General features: G+C 23.3%; 19 protein-coding genes and 1 pseudogene. 12 read left to right on the top strand and 8 right to left on the bottom strand.

Going from position 1 to position 20,345, the window contains the following annotated elements; all coding sequences use genetic code 4:
* Positions 1 to 16: 16 nt before the first annotated feature.
* Positions 17 to 1,729: a ribonuclease J gene (locus ACI2WJ_RS07890; protein WP_400255408.1), complete on the bottom strand. Its 1,713-nt coding sequence runs from the start codon at positions 1,727 to 1,729 to the stop codon at positions 17 to 19.
* A 148-nt stretch (positions 1,730 to 1,877) separates the two neighbouring features.
* Positions 1,878 to 2,468 (bottom strand): peptide deformylase, encoded by a 591-nt coding sequence (def, locus tag ACI2WJ_RS07895; RefSeq protein WP_338980486.1) that lies wholly within the window; start codon positions 2,466 to 2,468, stop codon positions 1,878 to 1,880.
* Between the two features lie 101 nt (positions 2,469 to 2,569).
* Here def and ACI2WJ_RS07900 point away from each other — a divergent pair, with 101 nt between their 5' ends.
* The 7 genes from ACI2WJ_RS07900 (at position 2,570) to thiI (ending at position 9,018) form a co-directional block, all read left to right on the top strand.
* Positions 2,570 to 3,127 carry an RsmD family RNA methyltransferase gene (locus ACI2WJ_RS07900; RefSeq protein ID WP_400255409.1) on the top strand — a complete coding sequence of 186 codons (558 nt, stop codon included), beginning with the start codon at positions 2,570 to 2,572 and terminating at the stop codon, positions 3,125 to 3,127.
* Positions 3,128 to 3,141: 14 nt separating this feature from the next.
* Positions 3,142 to 3,720, top strand: coding sequence for a guanylate kinase (gene gmk / locus ACI2WJ_RS07905; protein ID WP_400255410.1), 579 nt, complete (start codon positions 3,142 to 3,144; stop codon positions 3,718 to 3,720).
* 189 nt (positions 3,721 to 3,909) lie between these two features.
* Positions 3,910 to 4,419, top strand: a complete 510-nt coding sequence (locus tag ACI2WJ_RS07910; RefSeq protein WP_400255411.1) for a hypothetical protein — start codon at positions 3,910 to 3,912, stop codon at positions 4,417 to 4,419.
* A gap of 213 nt (positions 4,420 to 4,632) precedes the next feature.
* Positions 4,633 to 5,307 (top strand): diadenylate cyclase, encoded by a 675-nt coding sequence (locus ACI2WJ_RS07915; RefSeq protein ID WP_400255412.1) that lies wholly within the window; start codon positions 4,633 to 4,635, stop codon positions 5,305 to 5,307.
* Positions 5,308 to 5,309: 2 nt separating this feature from the next.
* A complete protein-coding gene (locus ACI2WJ_RS07920; protein WP_400255413.1) occupies positions 5,310 to 6,083 on the top strand; it encodes a type III pantothenate kinase in 774 nt (257 codons plus the stop codon).
* 44 nt (positions 6,084 to 6,127) lie between these two features.
* A complete protein-coding gene (locus ACI2WJ_RS07925; RefSeq protein WP_400255414.1) occupies positions 6,128 to 7,822 on the top strand; it encodes a hypothetical protein in 1,695 nt (564 codons plus the stop codon).
* A 23-nt stretch (positions 7,823 to 7,845) separates the two neighbouring features.
* Entirely contained in the window at positions 7,846 to 9,018 is a 1,173-nt protein-coding gene (thiI, locus tag ACI2WJ_RS07930) for a tRNA uracil 4-sulfurtransferase ThiI (protein ID WP_395473482.1), read from the top strand.
* 104 nt (positions 9,019 to 9,122) lie between these two features.
* Here the strand turns inward: thiI and ACI2WJ_RS07935 are convergent, their stop codons facing one another.
* Positions 9,123 to 9,845, bottom strand: a complete 723-nt coding sequence (locus ACI2WJ_RS07935; protein WP_400255415.1) for an ankyrin repeat domain-containing protein — start codon at positions 9,843 to 9,845, stop codon at positions 9,123 to 9,125.
* A 366-nt stretch (positions 9,846 to 10,211) separates the two neighbouring features.
* On the opposite strand from ACI2WJ_RS07935, the gene ACI2WJ_RS07940 reads away from it, so the two are divergent.
* Positions 10,212 to 13,280, top strand: coding sequence for a DNA polymerase III subunit alpha (locus tag ACI2WJ_RS07940; RefSeq protein ID WP_400255416.1), 3,069 nt, complete (start codon positions 10,212 to 10,214; stop codon positions 13,278 to 13,280).
* A gap of 97 nt (positions 13,281 to 13,377) precedes the next feature.
* On the opposite strand, the gene ACI2WJ_RS07945 is transcribed toward ACI2WJ_RS07940, so the two are convergent.
* Positions 13,378 to 13,845, bottom strand: coding sequence for a hypothetical protein (locus tag ACI2WJ_RS07945; protein ID WP_400255417.1), 468 nt, complete (start codon positions 13,843 to 13,845; stop codon positions 13,378 to 13,380).
* Positions 13,846 to 14,143: 298 nt separating this feature from the next.
* Here ACI2WJ_RS07945 and ACI2WJ_RS07950 point away from each other — a divergent pair, with 298 nt between their 5' ends.
* Positions 14,144 to 15,136, top strand: a complete 993-nt coding sequence (locus ACI2WJ_RS07950; RefSeq protein ID WP_400255418.1) for an OTU domain-containing protein — start codon at positions 14,144 to 14,146, stop codon at positions 15,134 to 15,136.
* A gap of 86 nt (positions 15,137 to 15,222) precedes the next feature.
* On the opposite strand, the gene ACI2WJ_RS07955 is transcribed toward ACI2WJ_RS07950, so the two are convergent.
* Positions 15,223 to 15,528: a hypothetical protein gene (locus ACI2WJ_RS07955; protein ID WP_400255419.1), complete on the bottom strand. Its 306-nt coding sequence runs from the start codon at positions 15,526 to 15,528 to the stop codon at positions 15,223 to 15,225.
* A 28-nt stretch (positions 15,529 to 15,556) separates the two neighbouring features.
* Here ACI2WJ_RS07955 and ACI2WJ_RS07960 point away from each other — a divergent pair, with 28 nt between their 5' ends.
* On the top strand, positions 15,557 to 15,880 hold the full coding sequence (locus ACI2WJ_RS07960) for a hypothetical protein (RefSeq protein WP_400255420.1): 324 nt from the start codon (positions 15,557 to 15,559) through the stop codon (positions 15,878 to 15,880).
* On the opposite strand, the gene ACI2WJ_RS07965 is transcribed toward ACI2WJ_RS07960, so the two are convergent.
* Positions 15,866 to 16,471 carry a hypothetical protein gene (locus tag ACI2WJ_RS07965; RefSeq protein ID WP_400255421.1) on the bottom strand — a complete coding sequence of 202 codons (606 nt, stop codon included), beginning with the start codon at positions 16,469 to 16,471 and terminating at the stop codon, positions 15,866 to 15,868. The genes ACI2WJ_RS07960 and ACI2WJ_RS07965 overlap by 15 nt on opposite strands.
* A gap of 410 nt (positions 16,472 to 16,881) precedes the next feature.
* Between ACI2WJ_RS07965 and ACI2WJ_RS07970 the strand changes: the two genes are divergently transcribed.
* Entirely contained in the window at positions 16,882 to 17,748 is an 867-nt protein-coding gene (locus ACI2WJ_RS07970) for a hypothetical protein (protein WP_400255422.1), read from the top strand.
* 167 nt (positions 17,749 to 17,915) lie between these two features.
* Here the strand turns inward: ACI2WJ_RS07970 and udk are convergent, their stop codons facing one another.
* Together udk and ruvX are read right to left on the bottom strand one after the other, a co-directional pair.
* A complete protein-coding gene (udk, locus tag ACI2WJ_RS07975) occupies positions 17,916 to 18,539 on the bottom strand; it encodes a uridine kinase (RefSeq protein ID WP_174481256.1) in 624 nt (207 codons plus the stop codon).
* A 16-nt stretch (positions 18,540 to 18,555) separates the two neighbouring features.
* The gene (gene ruvX / locus ACI2WJ_RS07980; RefSeq protein WP_400255423.1) at positions 18,556 to 18,981 is read right to left on the bottom strand and encodes a Holliday junction resolvase RuvX; all 426 of its coding nucleotides are present in this window, start codon (positions 18,979 to 18,981) and stop codon (positions 18,556 to 18,558) included.
* 208 nt (positions 18,982 to 19,189) lie between these two features.
* Here ruvX and ACI2WJ_RS07985 point away from each other — a divergent pair.
* Positions 19,190 to 20,316, top strand: a pseudogene (locus tag ACI2WJ_RS07985) (IS3 family transposase).
* Positions 20,317 to 20,345: the final 29 nt, after the last annotated feature.

Raw genomic sequence — 20,345 nt, forward strand, 5'->3', positions numbered from 1 at the left:
AAAATAGTTTTAAAAACTATTTTTTATTTAATATAACAGGAATAATTAAAGGGTTTCTTCTTTTCTTTTTAAATATATAAGGTGCTAATGTTGATTTGATAGCATTTTTTATTGTAGCAAAAGTAGGTCTTTCGCTTTTTAATACTTCATTAATAGCTTTTGTTAGTAATAATATTGCTTCAGATACTAAAGGTGCTGCATCACGAACATAGAAAGAACCGCGAGAAATAAACGTTGGTGGTGCTAATAATTTATTATTTTGTGAATCAATAGAAACAACAATTGCAATTAAACCATCTTTAGAAAGAATTTGTCTATCACGGATTACTGCAGCAGTTGTTACTCCTGACATATCTTTACCACCATCAACATAAATAGGATCAGCAGCAATGCGTTTATCGCTTAAAGAACATTTACCATTATCCATAATAATTGGATCACCGTTAGCACAAATAAATATATTTTCTTCAGGGATTCCAATTGATACAGCTGTTTCTTTATGAACTTTTAACATTCGATAATCACCATGCATTGGCATAAAGTATGATGGTTTAATTAAATTTAACATTAATTTTTGTTCTTCTTGTGAAGCATGACCAGAAGTATGCAATCAATTTAATGGTGAATTTTCTTCAACAATCGCACTAAGTCGTGTTAGTTTATTAACTACTCTTTCAACGTCAGCACGGTTACCGGGAATTGCTGATGAAGAGAATATTATTGTATCACCGGGTATAATTTTTATTTGACGATGTTCGCGATTAGCAATTCTTGATAATGCTGCCATTGGTTCACCTTGGGAACCCGTACAAATAATAACAATTTGATTATTATCATATTTTTTAGCTTCTTCTGCTTTAATAAATGAACTATCACGAACTTTTAAATGTCCCATTTGACGAATAACATTAACTATTCTTTCTAAACTTCTTCCAACAACAATAACTTTTCTATTATGTTTTGTTGCAACTTCAATAATTTGTTGTAAACGGTGTACATTAGAAGCAAAAGTAGAAATTAAAATTCTGCCCTTCGCTTTAGCAAATATTTCACTAATTCTTTTAACAACAAGCATTTCTGTCATTGTATAACCGGGTACTTCAGCATTCGTTGAATCTGCTAAAAATAATGTTACTCCTTTTTGACCCATTTGTGCCATTTTATCAATATCTGCTTTATGACCTAAAGGTGTTCAATCGAATTTATAATCACCTGTTGTTACAACAGTTCCATTTGAATTTTCTACGCAAATTCCATATGCATCAGGAATTGAATGATTAACAGCAAAAAAACTAATAATAAATCTGTTAGTTTTAATTTTACTATTACCATCAACAATATTTATTTTTATTTTTGATTTTATTCCTTTGTCCTTAATTTTATGACGAATTAAAGCTGCTGCTAAGTTAGGAGCATAAATAGCTGGAATATCACTAATTTCTTTTAATAAGTATGGTATACCACCAATATGATCTTCATGACCATGAGTAATAAATATTCCTTTAATTTTATGTTTATTTTCTTTTAGGTAACTATAATCAGGAATTACTGCTTCAATTCCTGGCATAGAAGCATCAGCAAATTTTACTCCAGCATCAATAATAATAATTTCATTATCTTGTTCAATTATATAAGTATTTTTTCCAACTTCTTCTAGCCCACCAAGCGCAAAGATTTTCGTGACGAACTTTTTAACTGGCATAGTATTTTTTGTGGGTGTATCACTCATATTTTTTCTCCTTCATTCATTTTAAAATTATAAGGAAATAACATAAAAAAATGTAATGAATTTAATCATGTTTTTACTTATTACTTATTTGGTATATTATATTTAACTATAATAAAACAATTTAAAAACTTAAGTTTATCATTCTACTTTATATCATAATCCATTTATCATCATTAAGTCAAGGATTATCTTTATTAATGTGATGATAAAAGAGTTTTCCTTCTAAATGGTCTTGCTCATGTTGAAAAACAATTGCTTCATAACCTCTAACAGTTAAAGTTACTTTTTTCTTTTTTAAATAGTCATAACCTGTAACGTTGATTTTATAACTACGTGGAACTAAACCTTCATGAGGGTGATTAGTTACACTTAAACAACCTTCACCTTTTTTTAAATAAGCTATTTGTTCGCTTTTACCAATGATTTTTGGATTTATTAATGCATGTTCATAGTAAATAATCTTTTCATTTTTATCAGGAATTGGTAATAAAATATAATACATTTTTATATTTTCTCCAATTTGTGGTGCAGCAATACCAATAGCTTCGGTTAAAATGTTGTTAGCATTAAATTCTTTATCTTGTGATGCTTTTACTCAATCAATCATACGTTTCATAATATTTTCATCTTTAGGTGTTAAGGGTAAAATAACATCAGCACAAGGTTTTAATAAACTAGGTTTTGTATCTTCAGTAATTCAAGATGCTGATGGTACTTCGTTTTGTAATTTTTTTAACATTGCAGATCCTTTCATCAGTTTGTAATAAATAATAAATTAAACTAATTTGCTTTTATCAAATTTAATGATAAAGTTATTATAAACTAAATTTTGGAGAAAACATGAAAATTATTGCTGGAAAATTAAAAGGAAAAAAAATAATTACTTTAGATGGTTTATCAACACGGCCAACATTAAATCGAATTAAAGAAAATATTTTTAATATTATGTTAAATTATTGTAGTTTTGAAGATAAAATTGTTGTTGATTTATTTGCTGGAAGTGGTAATTTAATTCTTGAAAGTTTATCACGAGGGGCAAAATTTGCTTTTGCAAATGATATTAATAAAGCTGCTTGTAATATTATTAATCAAAATTGTTTTGCTTGTAATTTACAAGAACAAGTTAAATTAAGTAATTTGGATTATCAAATTTTTAGTAAAACACTAGTACAACAGTGTGATATTGTTTTTATTGATCCACCGTTTGCAAATATTACTTGTCAACAGTGAATTATTGATTTCTTTTATAAAAATAATTTACTTGCTAATAATGCTTTAATTGTTTTAGAAACAAATGTACCACTTGAAAATTTACAATTTAATTTCCATTTTAAAGTAGTATCTAATAAAAAATACGGTAAAATATATATTAAAATAATTCAATTTTATGAAAAGTAGAAAGTAGAATGTAAATGGCACAAAAAAAAGGAAAATTAATTATTCTTTCTGGACCAAGTGGTGTTGGTAAGGGTGCAATTATTGCTAAATTATTTGCTGATAAATCATTAAATTTAGCATATTCAGTTTCGATGACAACAAGAAAACCACGTAATAAAGAACAAGATGGCATTAATTATTTTTTTGTTGATGTATCAACTTTTTTAAATCATGTTAAAGGTAATGATTTTTTAGAATATACAAATTTTATTGGTAATTACTATGGTACTAGTAAGAGTTATGTTTTAAATTTGCAAAATCAAGGTTATAACGTTATTTTGGAAATTGAGGTTGATGGTGCTAGTCAAGTTTTAAAAAATTATGAACATCGCAATGATATTATGAGTATTTTTATTTTGCCTCCTTCTTATCAAGAATTAGAACAAAGAATTCGTATGCGTGCTAGTGAGTCAGAAGCAATTATTGAGAAAAGGTTAAATAAAGCAAAAGAAGAATTTAAAGTTCAACATGAATATGATTATATTGTTATTAACGATGACTTAGATATTGCTGTTAAAGAAATAACAGATATTATTAAAAATAATATTAATTAGTTTTTGATTTGATAGTTTAGAATTAAATATTAAAAACATTTAACGATGTTAATTTGTATAAAAATATAATAGTATAGAAAACTATAATACAATAATTTTATAAACTTAATATCAAGTTTATTTTAAATCCTATTTCTTTAATTTTAAAGTAATAGATTTTTTTATTTAATTAGAAAAGGTGAATAAAATATGGACGCTAAATCAATTGCAATCTTGCTAAAAACACTAGTCGGGTTAGGAAAAGTAATATCTGGAGGAAAAGAATCAATCAAAACCAGTAAGAGAAAAAATAAAGCAAAAGATAAGATAGAAACAAAAGTATTAACAGCATTAAAAGTATTACAAACATTACAAACATTAAAAGAAAAAGTATGAGAAGATGAAACATTAAAAGAATTAGTAGAATCTTTAAAAAAATTAGAAGAACAATTATCAAATGCATCAGAAAAATTAGAAAAATTAAAAACAGAACCAGCAACAGTAACAATCACAGATATATCAGTAGCATCAGTATGATTACAGGAAAAACTATCAAATTCACTAAAATTAATTGAAAAATTACAAACTAAATTATCTTCAAGAGAAAATAGTAAAGATAGTGATAATGATTTTTTAATAAAAGCAGAAGTAAATAAGAATTTATCAACATTATCCGTAGTAAATAAAAATTATGTTCATAACACTGTACCAAATTTATAGTTAATAAAGATAATTAACAAATAATAATTTTATAAACTTATATAAGATAAAATCTAAAATTATCAAAAATATTAGTACTCCTTTTAAAAATAAATTTAAAAGGAGTATTTTGTAAATTATGATAAGTTGTTATACTAATAATATCAAAAATAATTTTTTTACTTTATAATTAAAGTAGTGGAATCAAAAAATAAAGGAATGGTGGTATTTAATATGAGTGTATTACCGTTAAATATTATTTCGACTGTAATTTCAGCAGATATTGGAACAGTTATTGCTGAAATAGCGGTTTTATTTGGAATAACCATTTCTTTATTAATGACAATTCTTATTTTAATAGTTATGAATACCTTTATTCGTGGTAAAAAAGTTTGATGAGCAACAAGAAATAAATCTCATATGAAACTACTAGCAACTTCAGAAAAAAGAATGTTAGCAAGTGTTTTAGCAGAAGCAGTGATTAAATTAGCAGAAGAAAAAATTGGAGCACTAATTACTATTGAAAGGAATGTTTCATTAAATGAATATACTGATTTGGGAGTAAAAATTGATGGTGAAGTAACTTCACAACTATTACAATCTATTTTTATTAAAGGTTCACCATTGCATGATGGTGCAGTTATTATTCGTTTAGGTCGTATTGAATGTGCCTCTACTTATTTTCCACTAACTAATAAAAAAATATCTAGTCAATTTGGTTCACGTCATCGTGCTGCTATTGGAATATCAGAGCAAACCGATGCAGTATCAGTTATTGTTAGTGAAACTAATGGTTCTGTTTCAATAGCTCGTAGTGGTAAGTTTTTACAAGTTGAAAACTTAAATAATCTTGTTCGTACACTATATGATGAATTAGCTTCAACTAAAGAAATGGTTCAACAAGTATAATAATGAAAAGTTTGTTATTAGTAGATATTGGTAATACATTAATTAAGATTGCTATGATTAATGATAGTGAAATTATTGAACAATGAGCAGTAATAGAAACCAAAAGTAAAACTGCAATTGTTCAATTGAAAAAAGCATTTAAATTAAATAAAAAATTACATTTTGAAGAAGCTGTTATTAGTTGTGTTGTTCCAAATTTTTTAATAATAATAGAAAAATTAATTGTTTTTACATATAATTTAAAACCGTTAATTGTTGATTTTAATTTACTAAGTTCTTTACCTTTAAAACTTAATTTAGAAAATCGTCAATTAGGTAGTGATTTGATAGCATTATCATATGCTGCTTATACTAAGTATCACAATGCGATAGTTGTTAGTTTGGGAACTGCTACTACCTATAGTGTTGTTGTTAATGATGTTTTGGTTGGTGTTATTATTGGACCTGGATTTAGTACAAGTAAAGATGCATTGATTGATAATGCTGCTTTACTTGTTGATTTTGAAATGCAACATTATCAATCAATGTTAGGTAAAAATACTAATCATGCTTTATCAATTGGTTATGGTTATGGTTTTAGTGCAATGATTAATAGTATAGTTGCTAGAATTCAAAATGAAACAAATATTAGTTTACCTGTAATTTTAACAGGAGGTAGTGTACCAATTTTAAAATCTTATTTTGATTTTTCTTATATTTATGAACCACAAATGTTATTTTTAGGTTTAGTTGATATTATTAAATATTTTAGAAGTAATAATAAAATAAAAGATTAATATCTTTTAATATATTTAAAATATAAGGAAAGGAGAATAAAACTATGTTGATGTTAATAAAAATTTATAAATTAACTAGTGCACAAATTATTATAATAACTATTATTAGTTTATTAATTTTTACTATTATCGTTTTAACAAGTTTATTAGTAATTTTTAGTTCATATAAAAATAAACAATTTATGGTTTATAAAAATTTGCAATATATTCAAAATATTAATATTAAAGAAAGATTAAATCGTATTAATCAAATGGTACAAGCAAATGAACAATATAGTTCTATTTTAGGGATTTGAATTAGTCGTTATAATCTTTTTTTAAAAAAAGATTTAAATAAGGTTTTTAAAAAATATATTCAAATTTTAAAATTACAAAATAATAAAGAATTATGAAAAAGATATAAATTAATGTATAGAATGCATAATAAAAGTAATAATTTAAAAAATCAATTGCAGTTATTAACAATTGAAATAGATTATTTTATTAGTATTGATCAATTATTACGAGAATATCAATTATTTTTTAAACAAAATTTTAATTATTTACAAGATCAAATGATCAAGATTAATTTACAAAATGATCTTAATCGAGAACAATTAGATGAAGTTATTAAAATAATTAATGATATGTTTAAAGAATTAGAAACAAATATTAATGCTATTAATGTTAGTCAAATTATTACTATTTTAAGTGAGATTGCGATTGCTGTTGTAACATTGGCAGAAATTTTAGATAATTTACCAACACTTCGTTATATTATAACATATGAAATTAAACAAAAAATGGCGGCCTTAAAAAATAAATATCAAATGATAAAAATAAATAATACTTTACTTTTACAATACGAACAATTAGTAGCAAACGTTGATGAAAAGTTAAGTTTTATTAATAAACAAATTAATAATTTACAATACAAAAAAGCTAAGGTTAACACTCAAGAAATATTAAAATTAATTGCCACTTTTAGTAATAAAATTGATAAAGAACAAATATTTTATAATATTTTTAAACAAAATTATGAAAAATTTTTAGTTATGAGTTTTAATTTTAATGAAATATTTGAAACTATTAAAAATGAAATTGCTCTTTCAAATAAAATTAATTCTAAAATGATAGAAAATAGCAAAATAACTAACTTAGAAACTATTATTAATAAACAACTTGCTACTGTTAATGATTTTGATAATTTATTAATCATAGAACATCAAAAATCAATAAAAAATACTAGTTATGAAACATTAGTGATGTTATTAGCGGCGTTATTTGAAAATAGTATTGTTGTTTTTAATAGTTTAAAAGAGTATAATAAATTGTTGAATGAACAAAATAAAGCAAAAATTAAATTTAAAACTTATGTTGATAAAATCAATTCAATGATGTTACAAATTGATAATATTTTAAATAATATTAATTTTTATTATTTAAATGAAATTTATAAAGAAAAGTTTAGTGATTTACAATATTTAATAAATGATACTATTTTAAATTTTAAAAATGGAAATTATGATAATTCTTCTTTTAGTAAATTTAATGATTTACAAAATAAAATTTTTCATCTTTATACTGAATTAAAAATGGAAATTACTATTCATAAATTATCACATTTAACTCTTGTTTATGCTAATCGTCATCGTTCAATTAATCAGCAACTTAATAGTAAATTTAATGAAATTGAAAATAATATCACTAATAATCATAATCAAAAAGCATTAACATTATTATTGGAATTAATGGAATAAATTTTAAAAAAGAGGAAATTTAAATGGTACCAATTATTATTATTCGTTATGGTGAATTAACAACTAAAAGTAAAAATCGGATTGATTTTATTAAACAATTAAAAATAAATATTAAGTATGCTCTTAGTGATTATAAACAAATAAATATTATTCATTTTCATGATCGGATGGAACTAACTAATTTATCTCTTGACGTAATGAATGATGTTATTAATATTTTGGTGAAAATATTTGGTATTAGTTCATTATCACCTGCTTTTAGAATTGCTAAAAATATGGAAATATTATCAGAAAAAGTAATATCATTAATTTTAAGTCAAGATCTAACAAATTTTAAAACATTTAAACTTTTTGTTAGTCGTAGTGATAAGAGTTTTTCATTAAATTCAGAACAAATAGTTAAAATTATAGCTTCTATAATTTTAAAAAAAACAGATTTAAAAGTTAATGTTACTAATCCTGATTTAAAAATAAATATCAAAGTTAATAAGGATGATATTTATTTATTTGCAAATAAAATTATTGGTGCTGGTGGATTTCCAGTAGGTAGTTCAGGGAAAGTGTTATTATTATTGAGCGGTGGTATTGATTCCCCTGTAGCAGCATATAAATTAATGAAACGAGGATTACAAGTTCAATATTTACATTTTGCTACTCCACCTTTTACTTTACCAACAGCATTAAAAAAAGTAGAAACTTTAGTTCAAATTTTAGCACCTTATAATGCTGGTAGTAAAAATTTATATATTTGCAATTTTACTAACTTGCAAAATGAATTAAGTCATATTAAGAAAGAAAGTTATCGTATTACTTTAATGCGTAGAATGTTTATTAGAATTGCTAGTTTATTTGCAGAAAAATATAAAATTCAAGCATTAGCAACGGGTGAAGCGATTGGTCAGGTTGCTTCACAAACATTAGCAAGTATTAATGCTATTAATATTGTTAGCAATTTACCAATTTTGCGTAGTTTAATTGCCGAAGATAAAGTTGATATTATTAATCTTGCTAAAAAAATTGGTACTTATGAAACATCAATTTTACCATTCGCTGATTGTTGTTCATTATTTGTTCCCAAAAACCCTGTTACACAACCAAAGATTAAAGAATGTGAACTTTTAGAAAATGATTTAAAGCAAATAATTGATTGAGAACAAATTTTAATAAATAGTTTTAAAGATATTGAAAAAATATAAATAAATTTATTAAAATTTAATAGTTTTAATAAATTACAGTTTATTTACTTTAAATATAAAAAAAGAGTGAAGTTTCACTCTTTTTGTTATTTTTTAATAGTAAACTATAAAATATTACAATAAGTATTTTGATTACTTGTTGAAGTTTGATTTTGTAAATCAATTGCATTTATTTCATTTACTAATAATTTTGTTTTTTCAATTCTTTTATTGATTTCATTTATTTTTTTCTTATCAATTTCTAATTGAGCAAGTTTTAAATTTATTTGTAATTTTTGATATGGATTTGGTTCTCTAAAGTCAATATTGGTTGTTATTTTTTGTACTTCATTTGCTAATTCTTGAAGAGATTTAACTTCAAAATTATTTTTATTGGTTGTAACATTAAGAATAGTAGGTAATCCAAATTTATATCGTTGCTTTATTTCTTGTTCATAAATTTCATAGGCTAATCTTTCAACTATTTTTGGGTGTTTGTTTTTAGCAACTATTGTTAAAGCTGTATCACCATTTTCAATGGTATCTAGTAAAAGATTAGCATAGTTATAATAACCATTTGTTTTTAAATATTTGGCTATAATTATTTGTCCATTAATATTATTTAATATTCAAGGATCAGGTCTATTTTTAACTACATGATAAATATTAACACCATTATCTATTAAGATGTTAACTACATCTAAATGACCATTTTGCGCTGCTCATATTAAAGCGGTTATATCATCGCATATATAATTAACATTGCCACCATTTTTAATTATTTTTTTAATTACTTGTAGATCACCGATTTTAGCAGCTTTTATTAAATTAATATTTTGAATATCCATTTTTTTCTCCTTATTTGATTAAAAATAACAAACTCACTTACTTTAAAATGAAGTAATAAGTTGAAAACTTGTATTAAGTTTATGCAGATTTTAACATATTATTGGTTTTAATATGTAAAAAAATATATTATAATTTTTCCCAAATTATTAATTATTAATTATTGAAAAAAATAATGTTTATTTTTTCTTTTTTAATATAAATTTTAGAAATAAAATTTATTTTTTTATTTTATTTCTAAAAAAGTTTATTTTAAGTGTTTTAAATAGTTTTGTATTAAAAACAATAACTTAAGAATAACCTAGCAAGATAAAATGATGTTAAAATTAACTTGTAATATAAGTCATTCAAGAATTGTAGGGGATAGTATGAAATATATAGTTAATTTAAATGTTCGTTCTAATTATTCATTTCTTTCATCAACTATTAAAATAAGTGATTATATTGAATTTGCTAAAAAAAATAATTTAAAAGTTCTATCTTTAGTAGATAAAAATATAATGTATGGTGCTTATGAATTTTGTAATTTATGTATAGAGAATGATATTAAACCATTAATTGGTTTAAATTGTGTTTGAGAAAGTGCTACTGATAAAGTTGAATTAACTATTATGGCAACTTCATATGCTGGTTATCAAAGATTAATAGAGCTTTCTACTATTATTAGTACTAATAATAATATTGTTACTACTAATGATGTAAAAAAATATCTTAATCAAACACGTGAAGTTTTAGTTATTATTCATGCTAATAATAAAAATATTAGATATATTAAAAATAATTATGATATTTTAAATTCAACAGGTCATGAATTAGTTTATTTTGGTTTAGTACCTAGTGATATGGATAATATTACTTTATTAAAATCGATTACATCTAATATTATTCCAATTGATTTGGTTTTATATTTAGATGAAAAACAACATCGTACTTATCAAATTTTACAAGCTATTAAAGAACAAAAAACATTAAAATCAGAAGATTTATCAAAAAGTAATGAGTTTTTATATAAAACTAAACAAGATTTAATGCAACATTATCCAAATGAAATTATTGAAAATATTGAAAAGGTTATTTGATTATGTAATTTAAAATTTCCTAAAAATAAGCCAAATAGTGCAGAATTAAGTTTACCAAAATTTACTTGCCCTAATAATCTTACTAGTAATTTATATTTGCAAGAATTATGTAAGCAGGGATTAGAAGCGCATTTTCAAAGTCGTGAAATTCCTGAAACATACGTTAAAAGAGTTTTATATGAATTACAAGTAATTAATGAAATGGGTTTTGCTGATTATTTTTTAATTGTTAATGATTATATTAAATTTGCAAAAAGCAAGAATATAATGGTTGGACCAGGTAGAGGAAGTGTTGCTGGTAGTTTAGTGGCATATGTTTTAGGAATTACTGGTGTTGATCCTATTGCTTATAATTTAATTTTTGAAAGATTTTTAAATCCAGAACGAATATCATTACCAGACATTGATATCGATTTTGAAGATACAAGAAGAGATGAAGTTATTAATTATATTCATCAAAAATATGGCAAAGAACATGTTGCATATATTGTTACTTTTCAAACAATTGCTAGTAAAATGGCAATTCGTGATTTGGGAAGAGTTTTTCAAGTTAATATTGAAGATATTAATGAAATGACAAAATTAATACCAATTCAATATAATTTTGAAATAGATATGGCTATTAAACAATCACCAAAATTAGCATGATATGCAAATAAGTATCCTTTATTGTTTATTTTAACCAAAGAAATTCTTGGTTTTCCACGACAAACTAGTACTCATGCAGCAGGAATCGTTATTACAAGAGCACCGTTAGTTACTGCTATTCCATTACAATTAGGATTTCAAGGTATTTATCAAACGCAATTTCCAATGCAAACCCTAGAAACTCTTGGTTTGATAAAAATGGATATTTTAGGATTACGTAATTTAACTATTTTGCAAAATATTTTACAACAAGTAAGCAAACATTATTTTTTAAATTTAAAATTATCTCAAATTCCTTTAAATGATGAAAAAAGTTTTAACATTATTAAAAATGGTGATACAACCGGTATTTTTCAATTGGAATCTTCAGGAATGCGTCAAATTTTAATTAAAATGAAAGTTGATAACTTAGAAGATATTATTGCTAGTTCTTCTTTATTTCGTCCTGGACCACAAGAGTACATTCAAGATTATATTAATCGTAAATTAGGAAAACAAAAAGTTACGTATATTCATGAAGATTTAAAACCTTATTTAGCATCAACTTATGGCATTATTATTTATCAAGAACAAATATTATTAATTTTACAGAAAGTTGCTGGTTATTCATTAGGAAAAGCTGATTTAATTCGTCGTGCAATTAGTAAAAAAGATACTACAGTTATGAAAGAACAAGCAAACTCATTTATTAAAAGTGCTGTTAATAGAGGTTATTCACCAAGAGTTGTTAAGAAAATATGAGAAGATATTGAAAAATTTGCTGGTTATGGATTTAATCGATCTCATGCTGTCGCTTATTCATTAATTAGTTATTATTTAGTTTATTTAAAAGCAAATTATCCATTGGCATTTATGGTGTCGTTATTAAGTAGCGTTATTGGTAATGATCAAAAAATGTTACAATATTTGAATGAATGTCAAAAATATCAAATTAAAGTTTTACCACCATCAATTCAATTTTCTGACATTGATTTTTTAATTGATGGTGCTAAAAAAGCTATTCGTTATAGTTTACAAGCAATTAAGCAAATGAGTCAAGGTAGTTGTAGTAATCTTATTAAAGAACGTACAAGTAATGGATTTTTTCAAGATTTTTTTAACTTTTGTGCTCGAGCAATATTTATTGGTTTGAATCGTAAAAACATTGAACATTTAATTGCTGCTGGTGCTTTAGATGATATTCAATCAAATCGAACAATGTTATTATTAAACTTGGATGCTGCATTAGAATATGCCAATATGGTGCAGGTAAAAAATGAAACTAGTGGCGAATTATCATTAAATTTTAATTTAATTGCTAAACCAATTATGTTACAAAGAGAAGATGATTGAAATAATAATAGTATTAATGAACATCGTGCATTAGGACTTTATTTAAAATATAATCCTAAATTACTATGAAAAGAGCAATTAGATCCTCATAATAAAGCTATTGATTTAGCATATATTAATAATTATGTTGATCAACATGTTAGAGTATATGGAGTTATCAATAATATTAGAGTAATTAAAACTAAAACTAAAAAATTAATGGCTTTTTTTGAAATGCAAAATGATAGTAATGTTATTGAAGTAACGGTTTTTGAAAAGTTATATCAAATATACCAAGAATATTTACAAGTTAATAAAGTAATTTTAATGGAAGGAAAGGTAGAAATTTATAATGATAATATTCAGTTAATTTTATCAAGAGTAATTAAAAATTTATAGTAAGCATATAATTTTATCTATGCTTACTATATTAAATAATAAATATAATCAATAGTTTTTAAATTTCTTACTTTAATTTCTAATAATAAATAAAAAATTAATGAACATAGTAATTATTAATAATTTCACAATTTTCAATAGCATCTCAAAAGTTATTATCTACTTTTTTTATTTTTAAATAAATATTTAAAAAGATTAGTAATATAGTTATAAATAATAAAATTGGACTTAAAATTATAGCAAAAACAATTCCAATTTTTAGTTGTACTAATGATTTAACATTATAGTTTTCAACAATATTTTGGAAGAGGTAATGTTTACAAAAATATAATTTATTATTAGTTAACATATAAATTAAACCATGTTCTTTTATTAAATTAAAACCATTTTCTTTTGTTATTATTTCTTGTTTTCGATAATGATTATAGAAAGAAGGAATATATTTTATATCATTTTTTATGTTAAAAAAATCTATTAGGGTTAAAGATGTAAATATAACCAAAATAGTTAAAATCAATAGTGATAGTGTTATTAAATTTATTTTTTTAAGTTTCTGAATTTTCATTTCTAAAAATCTCCTTATATTTTATTTATAGGTTAATTTTATTTTGTTAGGAAAGTATTATAATATATTTTTTATTAAATAAAATTAAATTATGAAATATTTATATATAATATTTTAATAATGATTTGCTATTATTTTTTTGTTTTTTTTGTTATATTATAAGTAGTAATATTTATTACCAATTTACGATGAATTGCAAAGCAACGAAGATTAAAACCCCAATATATTTATTCAAAATTTCAGTTTATTATTTTATTTTTAAAGTAACTGTTTTTCTTTTAAAGGAGCACACATCACCATGGCAATTAAAGATGTACAAAGAGATGGTAATTGTTTATTATGAGCAGTAATCGTTTCATATTTAGAACAAGTTAAAACTAATAAAAACCAATTTAAGACAAGATATAAATCACTTTTTGGTATAGAAGTCGGTTGAGAACGAATTTTTAATTTTGCTGATTTTAATTTTGCTGATAAAGAAAATGAAAAATTAGTTAAAGTCTTTCGTAATCGTATTTGTGATTATATTGAAACAAATTTAGATACAAAACGTCCAAATAATAAAGCTAATTTTAGATCAATGTTATTAGATAGTGAAATTAATAAAAAAAATAAAGAATTATATCCTAACAATAGTGAAGATACACAAATAAGAAAAAGTTTAGAACAAATGAGAAAAAATGGTGAAATAACAGGTTCTGTTGAAATTGAAGCAATTTGTAATATTTTAAATTGTGATATTATTAGAATTAATGAAGATTTTGATATTGCAAGTAGGGAAAGATTTGAACCAGATAATGTAATTGCTAATAATGATAATAATGAAGTGAAGTTATACTATCAAGCTCGACATTATCAATATTTTTCAAATGTTACTAATCAAACACCAGCAAAAAGGAATGAGGAAGAAACTACAAAAGTAGTAACACCTTCATTTGAAGTTAATTCAAGTAATAATAGTTTTCAAGAAAGTATTTCATTTCCAAGAGAGGAAAGTGCTGATTTTTTAATTAATGCTAGATTGAAACTTAAAAATCAGTTGTCTGATAAAGAAATTAATGAAGAAACACAAAATGCTATAATTGATATTTTTATTGAAGATATAATTAAAGTACCAGCACATCAAAAAAATGAAATATTAGAAAAATCTATTTTTGAATTAAATAATCAAGAACAATTATTTACAAATCCTAATCTTGTTTTTGAATCATTTATTAAACCAATAATTAATGGTTCAAAAACAGAAGATCAACAATTATTAAAAGAAAGTACTAATATAAATACTAATTAATTAGTATTATCACTTTTGTATTTATTGATTTGTTATATTAATAAAAAATAACCAAATATTTGGTTATTTTTAGTATATTTTTAAATTTATTTTACTTGGTATTTAATAGTTGCTGTAATTGAATATGAACTATCACGTATCAGTGAACTATCTTCTGTTTTATACATATTCATGGTTATACTATTAAAACTTATTGTTTTATTTTCATTATTAATTATAATTCTATCTTTTTTATAATATATGTTAATACGTTGCTCTACTAAACCTAGTCTATAGTGTGATATTCTAATTTCTCTCATATAATTTTCTAATTTATAAAAAGTTGAACTTTTATTTGAATCTGTCGGTTCTTGAACTGTAACTCAAGGATCTATTTTAAATTTTGCTTCCATAGTTTTTTCAAGAAATGCAAAATATTCCTTGTATGCTTCAACATATTCCTTACCATATCTTTCTTTATCATTAGCAACTTTAATTTTTTTAATAATTTTTTCTAATCTTTCTTCTTCAGTATCAACTTTTGTAATTATAATATTTACTTTTCCTGTATATTTACTGTCGGCTTTAGCATGTAATTCTGCTGAACCAGCAGTTGCTTCAGATGCTGCTTTGAAGTTTTTAATTTCAACATCATTGGCAGTTACATCTTTGTTTTGTTTAATGATTTCATTAAGAACTGCTTTTTCAGTATTAAATTTGTTACCGTTAACTTCTTTGTTAGTAATTTTACTATCTAAAATCTAAAGCGATTTTGTCTTTTGCAGTAATTGTAATGTTTACTTTTCCTGTATATTTACTGTCAGCTTTAGCATGTAGTTCTGCTGAACCAGCAGTTCCTTCAGATGCTGTTTTGAAGTTTTTAATTTCAACGTCATTGGCAGTTACATCTTTATTTTGTTTAATGATTTCATCAAGAACTGCTTTTTCAGTATTAAATTTGTTACCGTCAACTTCTTTGTTAGTAATTTTACTGTCTAAAGCGATTTTGTCTTTTGCAGTAATTGTAATATTTACTTGTCCTGTATATTTACTGTCAGCTTTAGCATGTAGTTCTGCTGAACCATTTTTAATTTCTGATGCAGTAATAAAGTTTTTAATTTCAACATGTTCAGATGTTATTTCTTCATTTAAACGAATAATTTTATTAAGAACTGTTTCTTCGGTATTAAATTTGTTACCGTCAACTTCTAACTTAGTAATGATAAAACTTAATTCTTTTTTTGCTTCTGATTTTGTGCTTTTTGTAGCGACAACAGCTATTGTTGTTGCTGCTGCAACGACAACTAATATACCAGTTGCAATTAATATTTTTTTATAATTTAGTTTTCTTTTCATATTTAACCACTCCAACGTGTTATTTTATCATTTTTGCTAACTTAATGTCAAATCACAACAATTGATTGAAGAAATATTGATGACTATTATTGATTATTTGTATTTGTATTTTTATTAAAATTTGACTTATAGAAAATAAATAAATATAATTATTTTTATAAAATTTATAGAATTTTTTGACTGATACTTTAATTTTTAAAGTAAACAAGGTTTAACTCAAATAATGTGAAATATAAAAATATAATGGATAATAAAAAATAAAAAACTACTAATTATTTTTCTTTTATAGTAAGTTCTAGTAAGCATGTGATATCGTTTATCGATTTTAGTTACTAGAATTATTGATATGTAGTTAAAAGAAGAAATAATAAAAATAACTATTTTAAAAAAAGAATGAAGAGGACAATATAATGAAAAAAATATATGATAATTATCAAGATACTAACTTTAATTATAAAAATATAATATCAACAAAAAATGTAAAACAAACACAGGATGACAATGGTAATTTGTATTATACAACTTTTGATAGTTCTGATCTTCATATACCTGGACAAAAAATTTGAAAATATAATATAAGTACCAGAGATAATGAAATTTATTGAGAAAATAAAGAATTCAAAGTAGGTTCTTTTCACATGATAATTGATATTAAAGGTAATATTTATTTAACTTCTGCTGGTGGAGTAATAATTCTTAATAATAAAAATAAATTTAAAACTATGCCATTAGTTTCGGGTATGGTAACTGATATTACTTATTTAAAAAATAATATTTATGTAACAACTTTTGATGGTTTTTATAAATATAATATTAATACTGAAATTGCTGAAAAAATAAATTTACCAAACAATCTAATGGTTAATTCTATATTTATTGATAAAAACGAAAACATTTATCTTGCTATTTATAAATCTATAAATAAACCTATAAGTTATAGTGTGTTAATTATAAAAAAAGGTCAATCTGAAGCCAAACCAATAATTGGAGATGATTTTTTTAACATTAACGATACAGTATTAATAACAGAAATAAATAGTAAAATATATTTTTATAGTTTAAATTTAGCAAGTAAAAAAGCAAAATTATATTATAGTGATTTAGATAGTAATAAAGTAAATTATGTATTAGATTTATCAATTAATGTTCAAACATTATTTAATTTAAATAATGAACTTGGTTTAGTAACACATGAAAATGGAAATACAGTAATTGAAGTTTTAAATATTGATAGTATAGAAAAAAAATATGAAATAAAAAATAGTGTTTATGAGTAAATAATGCAAATACAGAAATTTAATATTTTATCTCTTTTAAATGAAAATAAAATTGATTATTTAAGTTGATAATCTTCTTGTTAACTTAAAAAACAATAAAAAACAATTTAAAAATGCATCTTTAAGATGCATTTTATTGTTATTTTAAAAATTAAAGCTTAAAGCAATTATTTAATAATTGCTTTAATTTTAGTAGCAATAATATCAATAGCTACAGTATTATGAAAATCAAAAGGAATAATAATATCAGCATAACGTTTAGTTGGTTCAACAAAAGCATCATGCATAGGTTTAACAGTTAATGCATATTGTTGTAAAACACTGTCAAGAGTACGATTTCTAAAACTAACATCTCGTTTAATTCTTCTTAGTAGTCTAGTATCACTATCAGTATCAACAAAAATTTTGATAGTAGATAATTCACGAATAATAGGATTTTCTAAAGCAAAAATACCATCCAGAATGATAACATCACCCGGACCAATAATCTCAGTGTTTTTACTGCGACTATTGATTTTAAAATCATAAATAGGCTCTTCAATAGCATTGCCAAGTAATAATTGTTCTAAATCATGAATTAATAATTTCATATCAATAGCATTAGGATGATCAAAATTAGTTTTTTTTCTTTCTTCAACTTTTAAGTTACTAAGGTCATGATAATAATTATCCATTTGTACAAAAATGACATTTTTTTTATTACAAGCTTCAGCAATTTTTTCTGCTACTGTTGTTTTTCCTGAAGCACTGCCGCCAGCGATAGCGATTAAATTAATTTTTTTATATTTCACATTTATCTCCTAAAATTTAAGATTGAGTTATTTTATCAAAGTATGATTGTAAAATAATAGCAGCAGCCAATTGATCTTTAACTTGTTTTCTTTTATTTGAAGAAACATTAGATTTAATTAATATTTGCTGCGAAGAATAGGTAGTTCTTCTTTCATCTTGTAAAACAATATTTAGTTTATCATTATTTTGTGTTAATTTAAATTTATCAATAAAATTTAAAACAATTTTTGCGCTGGGGCCGACTGTGCTATCCATGTTTAAAGGGTAACCAAAAACAAGAATATCAGCATCATATTCTTTAATAGCATTTTGGAGTTGGATAATAGTATTATTAAAATCATGCTCTGGGAAACGAATAGTTTTTCAAGAAAAAGCAATTTTTCCTTCACCACGAGCAAGCCCTAATGTTTTACTACCTAAATCAATGCCTAAATATTTCATAAATTTATTATACTTAATATTTTTTTTAATTTTAATAATATATTAATTTTATAAAAAAATATTTTTTATATTGTAACTATAATAAAAATGTATTATGTCTATAAATTTTTATCTTTTTTATATTGTTTTTTTTGGATGGGTTACACTTTATTGGACACTAATTACGTAGACAAGTGAACAAATTAGTTAAAAGAAAGGAAATATAATTATGGCCAATATTAACTCATATAATGATGAATTTAAAAAACAAATAGTATCTTTATATCAAAATGGCAAATCAGTATCTTGCCTTGCTAAAGAATACAACGTTACAAGAGCAGCTACTTATAAATGAATTAAGCAATTTACAAATTCAGGCAGTTTTAAAACTAAAGATAATCTTTCGGATTTAGAAAAACAATTAATTCAAGCAAATAAAGAATTAAAACAATTAAGAATGGAGAATGATATTTTAAAGCAAGCAGCACTAATAATAGGCAGAAAGTAGAGATTATTACAAATAATAAATCTAAATATAAAATTCGTCCAATTTGTCGTTTTTTAAAACTTTCTAAATCAACATATTATTTTAATTTAAAAAAAAAAGAAGATAAAATCAAAAATAATATGTATGATGAAGCTGTTATTAGTGCTTTTAAACAAAATAAAGAAGTTTATGGAACAAGAAGATTAAAAGTCAGTCTAGAAAATAAAGAAATTTATTTATCACGCAAAAAAATTAAAGAAATTATGAATCAGCATAATTTAATATCAAAATACACTAAATTATCATTTAAAAATCATCATAACAAAGTCAATGATAGCCAAATAAGCAATCTTGTGAATAGAAACTTTAATAATAGGCTTAAAAATGAAGTTATTGTTAGTGATTTAACTTATGTTCAAGTTATAATGGTAAGTGAAACTATATTTGCTTATTAATCGACCTATTTAACCGCGAAATTATTGGACATAGTGTAGGTACTAAAAAAGATGCATCATTAGTATATCAAGCATTTATGCAATCAAATCGCTGTTTAAAAGATATTCAAATATTTCATAGTGATCGCGGTAATGAATTCAATAATAAATAAAACTATTGATAAACTTTTATTAGCATTCAATATTACCCGTTCTTTAAGCAAAAAAGGTTGTCCTTATGATAATGCTGTTGCTGAAGCAACTTTCAAAACTTTCAAAACTGAATTTATTAATGATAAAAATTTTACATCATTAATCCAATTAAAATTAGAATTATTTGATTATATCAATTGATACAACAACATACGAATCCACAGCACTTTAAACTACCTAACTCCAGTTAAATATCATGAAAAAATGTCTACCAAAAAATAGTCCTAAAAAGGGTTGCCATTCCAATAATT

The organism is Spiroplasma endosymbiont of Cleonymus obscurus (genome assembly GCF_964273375.1).
In the GTDB taxonomy this organism is placed as follows: domain Bacteria; phylum Bacillota_I; class Bacilli_A; order Mycoplasmatales; family VBWQ01; genus Spiroplasma_E.